Here is a 16,845-nt window from a genome sequence, read left to right on the forward strand (position 1 = left end):
AACATTCAACGCCATCTCCAAGAGCCGCCAAGAAAACGAGAATACCAAGCGTTAATTTGGTAAGTTAGCGCCAATGGGGCGGACCCCCACCCCCAACCCCTCCCCGCAAGGGGGAGGGGAGCTGACCGTCGCTGCGGCGAGATCGAGAATGACACGAGGTGTTGGCATGGCCGAAACGGAGCTCACGGCGAAAGCCGCCGATGCGCGGCGAAGCGTGTCTGCGACCGACGGGATGCGTGGTCCGGCGACTTCGGAGCTACAGCGATGTCGGGGAAAAATCAAAACCGAGCCTTGGCTCGGCGGCGCCACGCGAAGCTCGAAGAGCGAAGCGTGGTGCCCAGGAAAGGACTCGAACCTTCACGGCCGTTAAGCCACTGGCACCTGAAGCCAGCGCGTCTACCAATTCCGCCACCTGGGCATGTGGAGGCGGTGTGTACGGATCGAACGCCGGCTTGTCAAACCGCTGAACGCCCAAGATGACAATTTTTCTCACGCCATGCGCAAAAACACGGCCACTTTTCCGCGGTGCGGACGATGGGCTATACAGCGGGCCAGGATGGCGGCCCGCGGGATGCGAATCGCCGCTCAGAGCCCTCTCGTCGGGGCGGTCCGACCGCCCGATGCAATCCCAGGAAGCATTCCATGGCATCGAATCTGGACACATTGGTTACCGTCTTCGGCGGCTCCGGCTTCGTCGGGCGCAACGTGGTCCGGGCGCTGGCCAAGCGCGACTACCGCATCCGCGTCGCGGTGCGCCGGCCGGAGCTCGCCGGCCACCTGCAGCCGCTCGGCCGGGTCGGCCAGATCCACGCCGTACAGGCCAATCTGCGCTATCCCGACTCGGTCGCATCAGCGATGCGCGACAGCCATGTCGCGATCAACCTCGTCGGCATCCTGACCGAGAGCGGCGCGCAGACCTTCGACGCCGTGCAGGCCGAGGGCGCCGCCACCGTCGCCAAGGCGGCCGCCGCTGCCGGCGCCCGCATGGTGCATGTCTCGGCCATCGGCGCCGATCCGGAGTCGGCATCGAGCTACGCCCGCGCCAAGGCGGCCGGCGAGGCGGCCGTGCTGGCCGCGGTGCCCGAGGCCGTGATCATGCGCCCGTCGGTCGTGTTCGGCCCCGAGGACCAGTTCACCAACCGCTTTGCGGGGCTCGCCCGGATCTCGCCGTTCCTGCCGCTGATCGGCGGCGGCGAGACGAAGATGCAGCCGGTCTATGTCGGCGACGTCGCGTCAGCGGTCGCCGATGCGGTCGACGGCAAGGCGCAGCCCGGCGCCACCTACGAGCTCGGCGGGCCCGAGGTGCTGAGCTTCCGGGAGATCCTCAAAATCATCCTCGACATCACCGACCGCGACCGCGCGCTGCTGCCGGTGCCGTTCGGACTGGCGAAGCTGAAGGCGGCGTTCCTGCAGTTCGCGCCGGGACCGCTGAAGCTGACGCCGGATCAGGTCGAGCTGCTGCGCCACGACAACGTCGTGTCGGAGGCGGCGAAGGCGGCCGGCCTGACCTTTCAGGGGCTGGGCATCACGCCGGATTCACTCGAGGCGGTCGCCCCGCAATATCTCTGGCGCTTCCGTCCCGCCGGGCAGTTCCAGCGCAAGAACGCGTAAGAAGGGCCCCCTGCTAAACGCCGTCATTGCGAGGAGCGAAGCGACGAAGCAATCCAGAGTCCCGCCCACCACACTGGATTGCTGCGCTTGCGCTCGCAATGACGAGCGGAGAGAGACGGGCCGACTTACTTGCCGAGGGCCAGCGCGATCAGGCCGAGGGTGCCGACGATGACGCGCCACCAGGCGAACAGCACGAAGCCATGGCGGGTGACGTAGCCGAGGAAGGCCTTCACCACGATCATCGCGGTGATGAAGGAGACGACGAAGCCGATCGCGATCAGGCCGAGGTGATCGGACGTCATCTCGGCGCGGCTCTTGTAGAAGTCGTAGACGAAGGCGCCGACCATGGTCGGGATCGCCAGGAAGAAGGAGAACTCCGCGGCCGAGCGCTTGTCGCCGCCGAGCAGCATCGCCGCCACGATGGTGGCGCCGGAGCGCGACACGCCGGGGATCATGGCGAGGCACTGCGCGACGCCGATCCACAGATACATCATGAGCGGATAGCGCGTGGCGTCGTGCTCGCGCGGCTTGAGATCGATCTGATCGACCCACAGCAGGATGGCACCGCCGACGATCAGCGAGAAGCACACGACCCACGGATCGAACAGGAGCGCCTTGATGTACTTGCCGGCGATGAGGCCGACAACGACCGCGGGCAGGAAGGCGACCAGCACGCCGATGATGAAGCGGCGATCGTCAGGGTTCGACAGCGCGCCGATGGCGACGCGGTACAGCTTGAAGAAGTACAGCGCGACGATGGCGAGGATGGCGCCGAGCTGGATCAGGATCGCGAAACTCTTCCAGAACCCCTCGTCACCGAGCCCGAAGAAGCGCTCCGCCAGCAGCAGATGGCCGGTCGAGGATACCGGAAGAAACTCGGTGACGCCCTCGATGATGCCGAGAAGCACCGCCCGCAGCGTATCTGACATCATTGATCGGATCCTGGATTGCCGGCAAAACGCCGCCCTTCTCGCCTATTCGGCCCCCGCCCGCAATTGCAAAAAGCGGCATGGGCGGTCCCATCGGATGAATGAACCGGCGCGTGAGCGCAGCTTACGAATCAGAACGCGACGGGTCCGGAGGGCCGATCCAGCTCACCGACGCGTGTTCCCCGAACGTCGTTTCCCGCATGCTGACCCGTCGCCCTACTGCTTACACTTTCGCCGACCATGCGCTAATGGTCCGATTCGCGAGCGCAACCGGGCGCCGGTATCGGGACGAGGCATCGGTGCGAACCGATGGTTGATTGTTCGTTAAGCGCCGCAGCCGCGGAATCGTCGAAAGGCTCCATGTACACGCTCTTCCACCATCCCTTCTGCCCGCATTCACGCTTCGTCCGGCTGGTGCTCGGCGAATACGGGCTCGATCTGCGCCTGGTGGAGGAACGCGCCTGGGAGCGCCGCGAGGCGTTTCTCGTGCTCAATCCCGCGGCCACCACGCCGGTGCTGTCGGTCGAAGGCCTGCCGCCGGTGCCCGGTGTCGGCGTGATCGCCGAATTCATCGATGAGACCTGCGGGCTTGAGATGGGCGATCGCCGGCTGATGCCGGGCACGGCGGCCGAGCGCATCGAGGTGCGCCGGCTGATGGACTGGTTCAACACCAAGTTCTTCGAGGAGGCCTCGAACCTCTTGGTCACCGAGCGCATCTACAAGCGCTTCATGAGCGAGGAGGATGGCGGCGGGCCGCCGTCGACCGACGTGATTCGCGCCGCCAAGACCAATGTGCGCTATCATCTCGCCTATATCGGCTGGCTCGCGCAGCGGCGCAATTTCCTGGCCGGCGACCGCCTGACCTATGCTGATTTGGCCGCCGCCGCGCATCTGTCGGCGATCGACTATCTGGGCGACGTGCCATGGATCGAGGACGACGCCGCGAAGGCGTGGTACGCGCGGGTCAAGTCGCGGCCGTCGTTCCGGCCGCTGCTGAGCGACTGGCTGGCCGGCGTGCCGGCGTCGCGCACCTATGTGGATCTGGACTTCTGAGCGCCGATAGGCCCACGCCGGAGACGTTGAAGGCGGCGCTGGCCGCCGAGGCGCAGCGGCTGGGCTTCGATGTCATCGGTCTCACCGCCCCGGTCGTGAGCGCCGAGCGGGCCGCCGCGTTCGAACGCTTCCTCGCCGCCGGCCAGCACGGCGACATGGACTGGCTGGCGCGCGAGCCGTCCCGCCGCACCGATCCCACAACGCTGTGGAGCGAGGTCCGCAGCATCATCATGCTGGGCGTCAATTACGGCCCCGACGAGGACCCGCGCGCGGTGCTGTCCCAGCGCAGCAATGCTGCGATCTCGGTCTATGCCCGCGGCGACGACTATCACGACATCATCAAGAAGAACCTCAAGACGCTCGCGCGCTGGCTGGTCGCGCAGGCCGGCTGTGACGTGAAGGTGTTCGTCGACACCGCGGCCGTCATGGAGAAGCCGCTGGCCGAAGCGGCCGGGCTCGGCTGGCAGGGCAAGCACACCAACCTGGTGTCATCAGGCTTCGGCTCCTGGCTGTTCCTCGGCGCCATCTACACCACGCTGGACCTGCCGCCGGATGCGCCGGAGCTCGATCATTGCGGCTCCTGCCGGGCCTGCCTCGACAGTTGCCCGACCGCGGCCTTCCCGGCCCCCTACAGCCTCGATGCACGGCGCTGCATCTCCTATCTGACGATCGAGAACAAGGGGCCGATCCCGCGCGAGTTCCGCAAGGCCATGGGCAATCGCATCTACGGCTGCGATGACTGCCTCGCCGCCTGTCCGTGGAACAAGTTCGCGCAGGCTGGACGCGAGGCGAAGCTGGCGGCGCGCGACGCGTTGCGCGCGCCTTCACTGGCGGAGCTGGCCGCGCTCGACGATGCCGCGTTCCGCGCGCTGTTCGCGAAATCGCCGATCAAGCGCATCGGCCGCGACCGCTTCCTGCGCAACGTGCTGATCGCGATCGGCAACTCCGGCGATGTGGCGCTGACGCCGTCCGCCGAGCGGCTGGCCACCGATCCGAGTCCGCTGGTGCGCGGTGCCGCCGCCTGGGCCTTGGCGCAACTGCTCGACCCGGGGGCTTTTGCCCAACGTGCGACGATTGCGCTGGCGACCGAGGCCGCCGAGAGCGTCCGCGCGGAATGGCAAGTCCGATGCTGAAGCAGGCCGCCTCAGCCCATCTCGCCGACGGCGGCCAGCATGCGCGCGATGTCCTGCGGCCGCGACAGCCGGTGGTCGCCGTCTTGGATCATGGTCAGCACCACGTCCTCGGCCGGCAGGCGGTGGGTCAGCGCGAACGCATGCTGCCAGGGGACGTCCGGGTCCTGCGCGCCCTGCAGGATACGCACCGGGCAGCCGATCTTGATGGCACCGCCGAGCAGGAGATGACTGCGCCCGTCCTCGATCAGCGCCCTGGTGATGGGATAGGGCTCGCCGTACTCCGACGGACGCATCCAGAGGCCGTTGGTCTCGATCTCGGTCCGGACCGCCGGCGAGAAGCCCTTCCACATCAGCTCCTCGGTGAAATCGGGCGCCGGGGCGATCAGGACCAGGCCCGCCAGCGTCGCTTCGGCCGGTTCCTCGAGCAGCGCGCGCGCCAGCAGCAGCGCCATCCAGCCGCCCATCGAGGAGCCGACCACGACCTGCGGTCCGCGGCAGAATTGCCGGAACACGGCAACGCTCTCCTCGAGCCAGCGGCTGATCGTGCCGTCGACGAAGCGTCCGCCGGATTCGCCGTGCCCGGAATAGTCGAAGCGGACGCAGGCGCGGTCGCGCCCGGCGGCCCAGGCATCGAGGGCCAGTGCCTTGGTGCCTTTCATGTCGGAATTGAAGCCACCGAGCCAGAACAGCCCGGGCGGATGGCCTGGCCGCGCCCGCACCGCGATCCGGCGCGACGATTCGCCCGCGCCGACGGTGATGAAGACAGGCGGATCGGCATTCTCTGCAGCAGGGTTCATGGATCGTTACTCGCTGTCGGGTGTTGTGTGGGCGAACCGGCCGTTTCCGTCAATCGGCCAAGCTTGACGCTGCCGCTTGCGAAAGCGCGCGGCGCACTCTATGTCCCCCGGCGGAACCACGAGGGCCCGAAAAAGCGCGAGTTTGATCGCAATTCTCGGCCGTGTGGCTTCCTTGGGGGAATGCATCGACGCACGAGTCTCGCGCATGCGTCGCAGGAGCCGCGACGGCCGGGCGGAATTTCGACGCACCGGACAGTTGCGACCTTGCCCGCGAAAGCATCTTCCTTCAAACTAGCCGCCTTCTTCCACAACCTTGGAGAACTACCCATTCGCCGCCCCAATCGAGCCCCGCCCGCTGCCGTCAAAGACGGGCCGCGCACCAATGATGAGATTCGCAATGCGCAGATCCAGCTGATCGATGCCGAAGGCACCAACCGTGGTGTCGTCGAGACCGTTGTCGCGATCAAGATGGCCGCTGACGCCGGCATGGATCTGGTCGAGATTTCGCCGAACAACACGCCTCCCGTCTGTAAGATCATGGACTACGGGAAGTACAAATATTCGGCGCAGAAGAAGGCCGCCGAGGCCCGCAAGAAGCAGAAGGTCGTTGAGATCAAGGAGATCAAGCTCCGCCCGATGATCGACGACCACGACTACGACGTGAAGATGCGCGCGATGCAGCGGTTCTTCGAAGAGGGCGACAAGGTCAAGATCACGCTGCGCTATCGCGGCCGCGAAATGGCGCACCAGGAGATCGGCACCAAGCTGCTCGACAAGGTGAAATCCGACGTCGCAGCGTTCGCCAAGGTCGAGCAGGACGCCAGGTTCGAGGGCCGTCAGGTGGTCATGGTTCTGGCGCCGCGCTAGGTCCAGCACACCGACACCTGAAGCCGGGCCCGCCACGCGTTTGGCGGGCTTTTCTCTTGAGGGCGCCCGCCAGGACCGCTCTTGCGGGCCGGGGTCAGGACCGCGTCGCCTGCCACCGCCCGCGGCAGGTTCCGGACGAGCCTTTGCCGCTCCAGCGACCGAAACCTGAGGTGGCGCCGAGCCGGCCGGTGCCACTGGCCGAGGCGCCACCCTGGGATACCCGCACGGTGACGGCGCCGCTGCGGCCAACCGAGCCGGTGATGTTGGCGGTGCTGTTCGAGAGGACCCGGCCCCTGCTGATCCGGATCGGGAAGCTGTAGCCCTGGTCGCAACTGCCGGCCTCGGTAATGATCAGCACGGTCCAGGCGCCATCGAAGCCGGCAGCGTGCGCAGGCCTCGCCGGCAGGCCTGCGAGGCCCGTCAGCAGCGCGGTCGTAAGGGTGGCGGAGATGGCGCGGCGAATGAGGCGGGTCATGGTCGATCCTCGACTGTCATGGTCGGCTGATCATGGGTCGGAATAGCCGATTCCGTGGTTCGACGTTGCCAACTGGCTTTGTCTCTGGCATAAGCGCGGCCTTCGTCGCCCGGCTGATCAAGGGCTGCCGTGGCGATGTTTCTGTGCGGGTGGATCCTCGTTTGGACCCGAAACCTGAGCACAACCAACGCTCTAACGAGCATTTTCGCCGGATGGCGCCGCTTTTGCGGGCGGCTTGCCGTTGGCATCAAGGAGAGCCAAATGCCCAAGCTGAAGACCAAATCCGGCGCCAAAAAGCGCTTCAAGGTGACTGCCACCGGCAAAGTGATGCACGCCCAGCGCGGCAAGCGCCACGGCATGATCAAGCGGACGAAGAAGCAGATCCGGCAGCTGCGCGGCACCCGCGTGCTGTTCAAGACCGACGGCGACAACGTCAAGAAGTACTTCTTGCCGAACGCCTGACCGGCCTCTCGCTTCCGAACCCCTGGCCGCCTCAAAGCCGCGGCTGATCGTCATCTCTGAATCCAAGGATTTCCGGCATGTCTCGCGTCAAACGCGGTGTGACCGCCCACGCCAAGCACAAGAAAGTCTTCAAGGCCGCCAAGGGCTATTACGGCCGCCGCAAGAACACGATCCGCACCGCCAAGCAGGCCGTCGAAAAGGCCGGCCAGTATGCGTTCCGCGATCGCAAGCGCAAGAAGCGCACCTTCCGCGCGCTCTGGATCCAGCGCCTGAACGCCGCCGTGCGTCCGTTCGAGCTCACCTACAGCCGATTTATCGACGGCCTGTCCAAGTCCGGCATCACCGTCGACCGCAAGGTGCTGTCGGATCTCGCGATCAACGAGCCCGCCGCGTTCGAGGCGATCGTTGTGAAGGCCAAGGCGGCGCTCGCCGCCTGATCGCCCAGCGCATCGTGAGGATTTCAAAAGCGGCCGATGCTCTCGGCCGCTTTTTGCTATCCGGCGACATGCCGGTTTGCTTGCCTGCTTTCGCTTGACCGCTGTCGCCGGCGCGGCGACAACCCAGCCGCCTTTTGTCCCGCGGAGATTTTGCCCGTGTCCGACCTCGCCTCGCTCGAAACCTCGATCCTCGACCAGATCGCCGCCGCCGGCGATGAAGCCGCGCTGGAAACCGTCCGCGTCGCAGCGCTCGGCAAGAAGGGCTCGATCTCGGCGCTGCTGGCGACGCTCGGCAAGATGTCGCCGGACGAGCGCAAGACGCAGGGTGCGGCCATCAACCTCGCCAAGGACAAGGTCACGCAGGCGCTGACCGCGCGCCGCGAGGTGCTCAGGGCCGCGGCGCTCGATGCTCGCCTCGCCGCCGAGACCATCGACGTCACCCTGCCCTTGCAGGATTCGCCGGCCGAGACCGGGCGCATCCATCCGCTCAGCCAGGTGATGGACGAGCTGACCACGATCTTCGCCGACATGGGCTTCTCGATCGCCGAAGGTCCCGACGTCGAGACCGACGACTACAACTTCACCAAGCTGAATTTCCCGGAAGGCCATCCGGCGCGGGAGATGCACGACACCTTCTTCTTCAACCCTAAGCCTGACGGCTCGCGCATGCTGCTGCGGACCCACACCTCGCCGGTGCAGGTGCGCACGATGCTGAGCCAGAAACCGCCGATCCGCGTGATCTGTCCGGGCCGCACCTACCGCATCGATTCGGACGCGACGCACACGCCGCAATTCCACCAGGTCGAGGGCCTCGTCATCGACAAGGGCTCGCATCTCGGCCACCTCAAATGGATCCTGCACGAATTCTGCAAGGCGTTCTTCGAGGTCGACCACATCAACATGAAGTTCCGGCCGTCGTTCTTCCCGTTCACCGAGCCGTCGCTCGAGGTCGACATCCAGTGCCGCCGCGACAAGGGCGAGATCCGCTTCGGCGAAGGCGAGGACTGGCTGGAGATTCTCGGCTGCGGCATGGTGCATCCGAACGTACTGCGCGCCTGCGGCATCGATCCGGACGAGTATCAAGGCTTCGCTTGGGGCATGGGCATCGACCGCATCGCGATGCTGAAATACGGCATGAGCGACCTCCGCCAACTGTTCGAAGGCGACGTCCGCTGGCTGTCGCACTACGGCTTCAAGCCGCTGGAGGTGCCGACGCTGGCCGGGGGATTGAGCACGTGACGATTGTCGGCCCCAATGTTTCCCAGCAAACGCTAGGACTCCCTCTCCCGCTTGCGGGGGAGGGCTGGGATCTGCGCGCTCTTACTTCGACAACCATCGGTCTCTCCGTTCCCTCCCCCCTTGTGGGGGAGGGTCAGGGAGGGGGGTAGCCCAGGATGCCGCACGCCGTTGTCAGCAACCGCCAGCGCAACCGAGCGAAGCAACTTCGCCAGGCGATGACGCGCGCCGAGACGCTGCTGTGGCGCTACATCAAGGCCGACCGAATTGACGGCGCCAGCTTTCGCCGCCAGGTGCCATTTCGCAACTACATCGCAGACTTCGCCTGCTTCTCGGCCAAGCTCGTGATCGAGCTCGATGGCGAGTCGCACGATTTCACCGAACGGCAGGCAAGAGACGCCGAGCGTGACGCCTTCTTCGCAGCCGAAGGCTTCGAGGTCCTCCGCTTCACTAATGAGCAGGTGACCTCGAATCTGGAAGGTGTTGTTGCGGCAATCCGCGAAGCCATTGCCGACCGCGCCCGCGGCTTACCCCCCTCCCCACCCCTCCCCCACAAGGGGGGAGGGAGCGGAGAGAGCGTCGCAAGCGACCAAGACAGCGAACACGACCACACTCACGATACAAACACCAGCAAGATCCGAGGCATGCAGCCATGAAATTCACGCTGTCCTGGCTGAAGGACCATCTCGACACCGATGAGTCGGTCGAGACAATCGCCGACAAGCTCACGATGATCGGCCTCGAGGTCGAGCATCTCGAGGACAAGGCGAAGCTGCTCGCGCCGTATAGGATTGCGCGCGTCGTCTCCGCCGAGCAGCACCCGAACGCCGACCGGCTGCGCGTCTGCATGGTCGACACCGGTGACGGTGGCGCGCCGGTGCAGGTGGTCTGCGGCGCGCCGAATGCGCGCGCGGGGCTGGTGTCGGTGTTCTCGCCGCCCGGCACCTACATCCCCGGCAAGAACATCACGCTCTCGGTCGGCACGATCAGAGGTGTCGAGAGCCGCGGCATGCTGTGCTCGGCGGCCGAGCTCGAGATCTCCGACGATCACGACGGCATCATGGAGCTGCCGGCGGATGCGCCGATCGGCACCTCCTACGCCGAATGGGCAGGCCTCGGCGATCCCCAGTTCGAGATCAATCTGACGCCGAACCGCCAGGACTGTACCGGCGTGCACGGCATCGCACGCGACCTCGCTGCCGCCGACATGGGCCAGCTCAAGGATCCCGGCATCAAGCCGATCAAGGGCGAATTCCCCTGTCCCGTGAAGGTCGTGGTCGAAGACGAGAAGCTGTGTCCCGGCTTCGCGCTGCGGCTGGTGCGCGGCGTCAAGAACGGCCCGTCGCCGACATGGCTGCAGCAGCGCCTGACCTCGATCGGGCTGCGCCCGATCAATGCGCTGGTCGACATCACCAACTACATGACCTTCGACCGCGCGCGCCCGCTGCACGTGTTCGATGCCAAGAAGGTCAAGGGCAACCTGGTCGTCCGCCGCGCCCGCGATGGCGAGAGCTTGCTGGCGCTGGACGGCCGCACCTACACCCTCGACGAATCGATGTGCGTCATTGCCGATGACGCCGCTGTCGAATCGCTCGCCGGCATCATGGGCGGCGAGGCCTCCGGCTGCGATGAAGGCACCACCGACGTGCTGATCGAATCGGCGCTGTGGAACGAGATCAACATCGCCCAGACCGGCCGCAAGCTCGGCATCAACTCGGACGCGCGCTATCGCTTCGAGCGCGGCGTCGATCCGGCCTTCATGGTGCCGGGCCTGGAGATGGCGACCAGGCTCGTGCTCGACCTGTGCGGCGGCACGCCATCGGAAACCCTCGTCGTCGGCAATCCCTTCGGCGATGACCGCATCGTCGACTTCCCGCTCACCGAGGTGAAGCGGCTGGCGGGCATCGAGGTGCCACTGACCGAGATGCGGCGGATCCTGACGCATCTCGGCTTCGTGGTCGCAGGCAACGGCCCGGTCGTGAAGGTCGCGGTGCCCTCCTGGCGCAGCGACGTCCACGGCAAGGCTGACATCGTCGAGGAAATCGTGCGCATCGTCGGCGTCGACAAGGTGCCGATGACGCCGTTCGAGCGCGGCGATGCGCCGCGCAAGCCGGTGCTGACGCCGCTGCAATTGCGCACGCGGCGCGCCAAGCGCGCGTTGGCGGCACGCGGCATGGTCGAAGCCGTGACGTGGTCATTTATCTCGAAGCCGGCCGCCGAATTGTTCGGCGGCGGCAAGGCCCAACTCGCACTCGCCAATCCGATCGCGGCCGATCTCTCGGACATGCGCCCGAGCCTTTTGCCGGGCCTGATCGCGACTGTGCAGGCCAACGCCGATCGCGGCTTCGGCGATGCCGCGATCTTCGAGGTCGGGCAGGTCTTCAAGGACGACGGCCCCACGGATCAGTTCGTGGCCGCGAGCGGCATCCGCCGTGGCATCGCCTCGGCGAAGGGACTCGGCCGGCATTGGACGGGATCGCAGCCGGCCAGTGCCTACGACGCCAAGGCCGATGCGCTCGCCGTGCTGGCGGCGGCCGGCGCGCCGATGGCGTCGCTGCAGATCGTTGCCGGCGGTCCGGCCTGGATGCATCCGGGTCGCTCCGGCACCATCCAGATGGGACCGCAGAACGTGCTCGGGCATTTCGGCGAGCTGCATCCGCGCACGTTGGAGACGCTCAAGGCCGACGGCCCGCTCGTCGCCTTCGAGGTCATCCTCGATCGCATTCCGGCCGCCAAGGCGAAACCGACGCGCGCCAAGCCGGTCCTGGAGCTCTCGGCGTTCCAGCCGGTGTCGCGCGACTTCGCCTTCATCGTCGACCGCAAGGTCAAGGCCGGCGACATCGTGCGCGCCGCACAGGGCGTCGACAAGAAGCTGATCACCGATGTCACCGTGTTCGACGTCTACGAGGGCAAGGGCATCGAGGACGGCAGGAAATCGGTCGCGATCGCCGTGACGCTGCAGCCACGCGACAAGACCATGACCGACGAGGAAATCGACGCCGTCGCGGCGAAGATCACCGCCGACGTCGCCAAGAAGACCGGCGGCACGTTGCGCGGATGAGCCTGGCCGGGCTCATCCCTGCCGACCTCAGCTCGTTCGCGACGGTCGCGCTGGCGATCACGGCCTTTATCGCTGCGACCGCGCGCGGCTTCTCCGGCTTCGGCTCGGCGCTGATCTTCATGCCGCTCGCGAGCAGCTTTGCGACGCCCCGTCTGGTCGCGCCGCTGCTGCTGGTGATCGATTTCGTCTCGATGGCCCCGATGGTGGCGCCGGCCTGGCGCGAGGCCGACCGTAAGGCCACCGCGGTGATCGTTACGGGCGCGTTGGTCGGCGTGCCCGTGGGCACCTATTTCCTCAGCCGGCTGGACCCGGTCACCGTCCGCTGGATCATCACCGGTTTCGTGCTCGCGCTGCTTGCGCTGCTGCTGTCCGGCTGGCGCTATCGCGGCAGGGAGTACACCGCACTGTCGGTCGCTGTCGGCTGTATCTCCGGATTCTGCAGCGGACTGGCGCAGACCGGGGGCCCGCCGATCGTCGGCTACTGGCTGGGACGCCCGATCCCGCCGAAGATCGCGCGAGCGAACATCGTGCTGTTCTTCGGCGCATCGGACTTCTTCGCGATGGTGAGCTACGCAATGAGCGGGCTGATCTCCTGGGATTCGCTGAAGCTCTCGCTGCTGATCGGGCCGGTCTACGCGCTTGGCGTTGCGTTCGGCGCTTCGCTGTTCGGCCGCGCCAGCGAGCAGGTGTTCCGCGCCATCTGCTATGTGCTGATCGCAATTGCCGTCATCGCCGGCCTGCCGGCCCTCGACGGCGTGCTCGGGCGAGGCTAGCCTCCCGCAACGAGACCGACCGGGAGGACACCATGATCAATCGCCGCACGATGTTGTCGCTCGCGCTGGGCACAGCGGGAGCTGTCGCAGCGCGCTCGGTGTTCGCGCAAGGCGCCAAGACCGGCACGCGGATCGTCTTCCTCGGCACCAAGGGCGGCCCACGCGTCGGCGTGGGCGCTTCGAATCCGGCCAATCTCGTCGTCGTCAACGGCACGCCGTTCGTGGTCGATTGCGGCATGGGCGTCAGCCGTCAGCTCGTCAATGCGGGCGTTCCGATCCCGTCGGTCAAGTACATCCTGATCAGCCATCACCATTCCGATCACAATCTCGAATACGGCAACCTGTTCTACAACGCCTGGGCCGCAGGATTGTCGACGCCGATCCAGTCGTTCGGACCGAAGGGCCTGGAGGCGATGACCAGGAGTTTCTGGGAAACCAACAAGTTCGACGTCGACACCCGCATCGCAGATGAAGGCAGGCCCGATCCTCGGCCGCTCCTGGTCGCGAAGGACATCGACGCGGACGGCGTCGTGCTGAAGACGGCGGATGTGACGGTGACCGCGTTCCGCACGCCGCATCCGCCGATCACCGACAACTTCGCCTACAAGTTCGAGACCCCGAACGGCACGATCGTGTTCTCGAGCGACACCGCCTACAATCCGAAGCTCGCCGAGTTCGCCAGGGGCGCCGACGTGCTGGTGCACGAATGCCTGTATGTGCCGGCGGTCGATCGCCTGGTCGCGAAAACGAAGAACGGCTCGACGCTGAAGAAGCACCTGCTCGACAGCCACACGACGACCGAGGACGTCGGGCGTATCGCTGCGGCGGCAGGCGTGAAGGTGCTGGTGCTCAGCCACTTCGTGCCCGGTGATGATCCCGAAGTGACCGACGAGGATTGGACCCGGGACGTGAAGAAGAACTACTCGGGCCGGATCATCGTGGCGAAGGATTTGATGGAGCTGAAGCTGCCGGTGTAAGCTAGATCAGCAAAGCTGCAAATAGCGAGCACAACGACTGTACATTTCAAGGCCCTCTCCCCTTGTGGGTCCCACAAGGGGAGAGGGCGCAGTCACGGGCACCGCATCCATGTTGCGATCTTAGCGCGACGATCGAATGTCAATCCTCAGGCGAGGCCGACCGCACCTTGCCGCGACGGCGTGGTCGTTGCCGCTCACTGCTCGGCTCCGGCTCGGAATCCTTCAACGCGCCGATCCGGCGCAGCGCGGCTTCGGCGGCGCGTTCGCCCGAGTCCCAGGCGCCGTCGACTGTGCCCCACAGCGTTTCGTGCGTCGCCTCGCCCGCCAGGAACAGCGGACCGAGGGATTCGCCGAGGATCTTGCGCGCCCCCTGGCTGCCGGGCGTGGCCGCCGACATCGCGCCGAGCACGCCCGGCGCCTGGTTCCAGCGCGTGGCTGCGGACGCTTTCACCGCCGCGGCGGCCTCGCTTCCAAACAGCTTGCCGATCCACTCCCTCGCGAAGTCGACCATCGCCGCCTCGCCCTGCGCTGAGAGTTCACGGCCGAAGGCGCCGGCAACATCGACGGTGCAGAGCGACGATCCACCAATATTGGCAAGCAACAGACCGGTGCGGTTGGAATTACTCTGCTCGATGATGACCTCGTCCCGCGACAGGCCGAGCGGATTGCCCGCCAGCATCAGCGCAATGTGATCATAGCTGCCGAGGCTGAGCTTGGCGGCGGCGTCGAGCTGCCGCTTGGGCAGCTCGGGGGCGAACTTGATGGCGCCTGATGTCAGCACGTTGGTCGACACCGTGAGGATGACGGCGCGCGCCGCGATCCGCCCCGCCGGCGTTTCCACCGCGACGTCGCGGTTGGCCCACACGACGCGCGTTGCTGGAGTCGACAGCGACAACGGCACGGATTCACCGAGCCTGGCGATGAAGGTGCCCAGGCCCTGGCGGCAGGCCAGCGGCGCGCTGCGATCCTGCGCACGCGCCTTGTCCATCGCGGAGAGATCGGCGAGATCCTTCCCGGTCGCGCTGGCGCCGAGCACGAACGCGGTGGTGCTGGTCCAGTCGCCCAGATCCTTCGGCAGCGCCGCGGCGCAGGAGGTGTCGAGCTTGCCGCGCGCCGCCTCGTCGATGGCACGATTGGCGCGCACCAGCCCCGCCAGGAACTGCTCGGTCTCACCGGGCCGCGCATTGCGCCGACCGACCCGGATCTTCTGCCCGACGGGGGCCGCGACGAGATCGAGCCCGAGACCCCGCGCGAGCCTGCTGATGGGATTGCCGTCGGCATTGAGCAGCCAGCGGGCGCCGCGATCGAACGGCACGCCGAAGGTGGCAGTATCCGTGCTGCAACGGCCGCCGGGCTGCGGCGCGGCCTCCAGCACCACGACCTTGCGGTTGGCCGCGACGATCCGACGGGCCGCGGCGATTCCCGCCGCTCCCGCCCCGATCACGACAATGTCAGCCTCGCGTGGAACAGCCGCCTGCGCGGCGCGGCCGGCAATAGGCAGCGCGGCCAGCGCCGCGGAAGCGGAGAGGAAGCCGCGGCGCGTGACATTCATGACATGGTTTCCGAAAGCTTTTGAATCAAACGAATACCCGCCGAATTTGCCGCATCTGCCGCGCTGCGGCAACCCGGGATGGTAAACGTGATACCGTGCAGAACGCATCGACTATGAACCAAATTGCAACCGCAATCGACCATCATGGAAGAAGGGAAAAAGCCGGCGACCGGCCAAGGTCGCCCGGGGAGCGTTATGGGTATCGTGCTCGATCACATCGGCAAGCTGATTGCCGCCTATCTCCAGAAGGAGATCCCGGGCTATGAGCCGTTCACGCCGAGCGATCCAGACTATCTGCGCAAGGATGTCCAGCCCGGCGACGTGCTGCTCGTCGAGGGCAACAGCCGTATTTCCGGCATCATCAAATACCTCACGCAGTCGACCTGGTCGCATGCCGCGCTCTATGTCGGACCGATCGACGGCGCCGTCGAGCCCGATGGGGAGCCGCACGTGCTGGTCGAGGCCTATGTCGGCGATGGCGTGATCTCGGCGCCGCTGTCGAAATATTTCGCCTATCACACCCGTGTGTGCCGGCCGGTCGGACTAACGTATGAGGACCGGCACACGGTGTGCCGCTACGCCATCAATCGCATCGGCTTCGGCTACGACACCAAGAACATCATCGACCTGATGCGCTATCTGATCCCGATGCCGATTCCGCAACGCTGGCGGCGGCGCATGATCGCGCTGGGCTCGGGCGATCCGACCAAGATGATCTGCTCGGCGCTGATCGCGCAGGCGTTCGATGCGGTGCGCTATCCGATCCTGCCGAAGATCACGCGGGCGCCATCGCGGCGCGCCAAGCGCGAGATCCTGCACATCCGGGATTCGTCGCTCTACATGCCGCGCGATTTCGACATCTCGCCCTATTTCGAGATCGTCAAGCCGACCATCGTCAATGGATTCGACTACACGACGCTGCATTGGGCCGACAAGCAGAAGCCGCTCGCGGAGGTAGCGGGCGAGTTCGCCGTGTTTCCAGGAGCCATCACAGCGCCGCCGCTCGTTCCTGAGACGGCTGACGAAGAAGCGACGCAGCAGGCTGCGGCTGAGGAAGTAGTTGCGAAGCTCGGCGAGCGGCTCGTGGTCAGCGAGCATTTTCTCGTCGCCGAGCCGGTACGAAACGTCGCGCCACGTCCGACCGCACGACGCCGCAAAAAAGTGGCAGTCTGACCCGGGCTGGCCTCAGCGATCCGACCGGCTGATCACATCCATCAACTCCGCGATCTTCTGCCGTTGATCGGCCTTGTCGCCCGATGCGATGGCGTGCTCGACGCAATGGGCGACGTGGTCGCGCAGGATCTCCTCCTCGACCCGTCGCAGCGCCGCCCTGACAGCGGAGATCTGGGTCACGATGTCGATGCAGTAGCGGTTGTCCTCGACCATTTTCGACAGGCCCCTGACCTGCCCTTCGATCCGGCTCAAACGTTTCTGACAGGATGTCTTGATGTCCTCGCGCATGCGGCCTATATACCCCTACAG

At 66.1% G+C, this 16,845-nt stretch carries 17 protein-coding genes and 1 tRNA gene; 12 read left to right on the plus strand and 6 right to left on the minus strand.

What is annotated here, in order from left to right; translation table 11 throughout:
- Positions 1–331: 331 nt before the first annotated feature.
- Positions 332–418 (minus strand) — tRNA-Leu (locus QX010_RS27840).
- 224 nt (positions 419–642) lie between these two features.
- Here QX010_RS27840 and QX010_RS27845 point away from each other — a divergent pair.
- Complete coding sequence (locus tag QX010_RS27845; protein ID WP_316182997.1) at positions 643–1,611, plus strand: complex I NDUFA9 subunit family protein; 969 nt, start codon at positions 643–645, stop codon at positions 1,609–1,611.
- 125 nt (positions 1,612–1,736) lie between these two features.
- Here the strand turns inward: QX010_RS27845 and QX010_RS27850 are convergent, their stop codons facing one another.
- Positions 1,737–2,543, minus strand: a complete 807-nt coding sequence (locus QX010_RS27850) for an undecaprenyl-diphosphate phosphatase (RefSeq protein WP_316182998.1) — start codon at positions 2,541–2,543, stop codon at positions 1,737–1,739.
- Positions 2,544–2,900: 357 nt separating this feature from the next.
- Between QX010_RS27850 and QX010_RS27855 the strand changes: the two genes are divergently transcribed.
- Together QX010_RS27855 and queG are read left to right on the plus strand one after the other, a co-directional pair.
- On the plus strand, positions 2,901–3,593 hold the full coding sequence (locus QX010_RS27855; protein ID WP_316182999.1) for a glutathione S-transferase family protein: 693 nt from the start codon (positions 2,901–2,903) through the stop codon (positions 3,591–3,593).
- On the plus strand, positions 3,542–4,726 hold the full coding sequence (gene queG / locus QX010_RS27860; protein WP_316183049.1) for a tRNA epoxyqueuosine(34) reductase QueG: 1,185 nt from the start codon (positions 3,542–3,544) through the stop codon (positions 4,724–4,726). The genes QX010_RS27855 and queG overlap by 52 nt, the downstream gene beginning before the upstream one ends.
- A gap of 11 nt (positions 4,727–4,737) precedes the next feature.
- Here queG and QX010_RS27865 read toward each other — a convergent pair whose 3' ends face one another.
- Entirely contained in the window at positions 4,738–5,523 is a 786-nt protein-coding gene (locus QX010_RS27865) for an alpha/beta hydrolase (protein ID WP_316183000.1), read from the minus strand.
- 327 nt (positions 5,524–5,850) lie between these two features.
- Between QX010_RS27865 and infC the strand changes: the two genes are divergently transcribed.
- On the plus strand, positions 5,851–6,390 hold the full coding sequence (gene infC / locus QX010_RS27870; protein ID WP_315805664.1) for a translation initiation factor IF-3: 540 nt from the start codon (positions 5,851–5,853) through the stop codon (positions 6,388–6,390).
- Between the two features lie 94 nt (positions 6,391–6,484).
- On the opposite strand, the gene QX010_RS27875 is transcribed toward infC, so the two are convergent.
- Positions 6,485–6,865, minus strand: coding sequence for a hypothetical protein (locus QX010_RS27875; RefSeq protein WP_316183001.1), 381 nt, complete (start codon positions 6,863–6,865; stop codon positions 6,485–6,487).
- Positions 6,866–7,126: 261 nt separating this feature from the next.
- Here QX010_RS27875 and rpmI point away from each other — a divergent pair, with 261 nt between their 5' ends.
- From rpmI to QX010_RS27910, 7 genes are all read left to right on the plus strand, one after another.
- Entirely contained in the window at positions 7,127–7,327 is a 201-nt protein-coding gene (gene rpmI / locus QX010_RS27880; RefSeq protein WP_008539890.1) for a 50S ribosomal protein L35, read from the plus strand.
- A gap of 77 nt (positions 7,328–7,404) precedes the next feature.
- Positions 7,405–7,764 carry a 50S ribosomal protein L20 gene (gene rplT / locus QX010_RS27885; RefSeq protein WP_172113603.1) on the plus strand — a complete coding sequence of 120 codons (360 nt, stop codon included), beginning with the start codon at positions 7,405–7,407 and terminating at the stop codon, positions 7,762–7,764.
- A gap of 156 nt (positions 7,765–7,920) precedes the next feature.
- Complete coding sequence (gene pheS / locus QX010_RS27890; protein WP_315805633.1) at positions 7,921–9,003, plus strand: phenylalanine--tRNA ligase subunit alpha; 1,083 nt, start codon at positions 7,921–7,923, stop codon at positions 9,001–9,003.
- Positions 9,004–9,158: 155 nt separating this feature from the next.
- On the plus strand, positions 9,159–9,656 hold the full coding sequence (locus tag QX010_RS27895; protein WP_316183002.1) for an endonuclease domain-containing protein: 498 nt from the start codon (positions 9,159–9,161) through the stop codon (positions 9,654–9,656).
- Entirely contained in the window at positions 9,653–12,061 is a 2,409-nt protein-coding gene (gene pheT, locus QX010_RS27900; protein ID WP_316183003.1) for a phenylalanine--tRNA ligase subunit beta, read from the plus strand. Before QX010_RS27895 ends, pheT begins: the two co-directional genes overlap by 4 nt.
- Positions 12,058–12,834 (plus strand): sulfite exporter TauE/SafE family protein, encoded by a 777-nt coding sequence (locus QX010_RS27905; protein ID WP_316183004.1) that lies wholly within the window; start codon positions 12,058–12,060, stop codon positions 12,832–12,834. The genes pheT and QX010_RS27905 overlap by 4 nt, the downstream gene beginning before the upstream one ends.
- 32 nt (positions 12,835–12,866) lie before the next feature.
- Positions 12,867–13,811, plus strand: coding sequence for an MBL fold metallo-hydrolase (locus tag QX010_RS27910; RefSeq protein ID WP_316183005.1), 945 nt, complete (start codon positions 12,867–12,869; stop codon positions 13,809–13,811).
- Between the two features lie 139 nt (positions 13,812–13,950).
- Here QX010_RS27910 and QX010_RS27915 read toward each other — a convergent pair whose 3' ends face one another.
- A complete protein-coding gene (locus tag QX010_RS27915; RefSeq protein ID WP_316183006.1) occupies positions 13,951–15,363 on the minus strand; it encodes a flavin monoamine oxidase family protein in 1,413 nt (470 codons plus the stop codon).
- Between the two features lie 195 nt (positions 15,364–15,558).
- Between QX010_RS27915 and QX010_RS27920 the strand changes: the two genes are divergently transcribed.
- Complete coding sequence (locus tag QX010_RS27920) at positions 15,559–16,536, plus strand: YiiX/YebB-like N1pC/P60 family cysteine hydrolase (RefSeq protein WP_316183007.1); 978 nt, start codon at positions 15,559–15,561, stop codon at positions 16,534–16,536.
- Between the two features lie 12 nt (positions 16,537–16,548).
- Here QX010_RS27920 and QX010_RS27925 read toward each other — a convergent pair whose 3' ends face one another.
- Positions 16,549–16,824, minus strand: a complete 276-nt coding sequence (locus QX010_RS27925) for a metal-sensitive transcriptional regulator (RefSeq protein WP_315805626.1) — start codon at positions 16,822–16,824, stop codon at positions 16,549–16,551.
- Between the last annotated feature and the right edge of the window lie 21 nt (positions 16,825–16,845).

The organism is Bradyrhizobium sp. SZCCHNRI1009, assembly GCF_032487575.1.
Classification (GTDB): domain Bacteria; phylum Pseudomonadota; class Alphaproteobacteria; order Rhizobiales; family Xanthobacteraceae; genus Bradyrhizobium.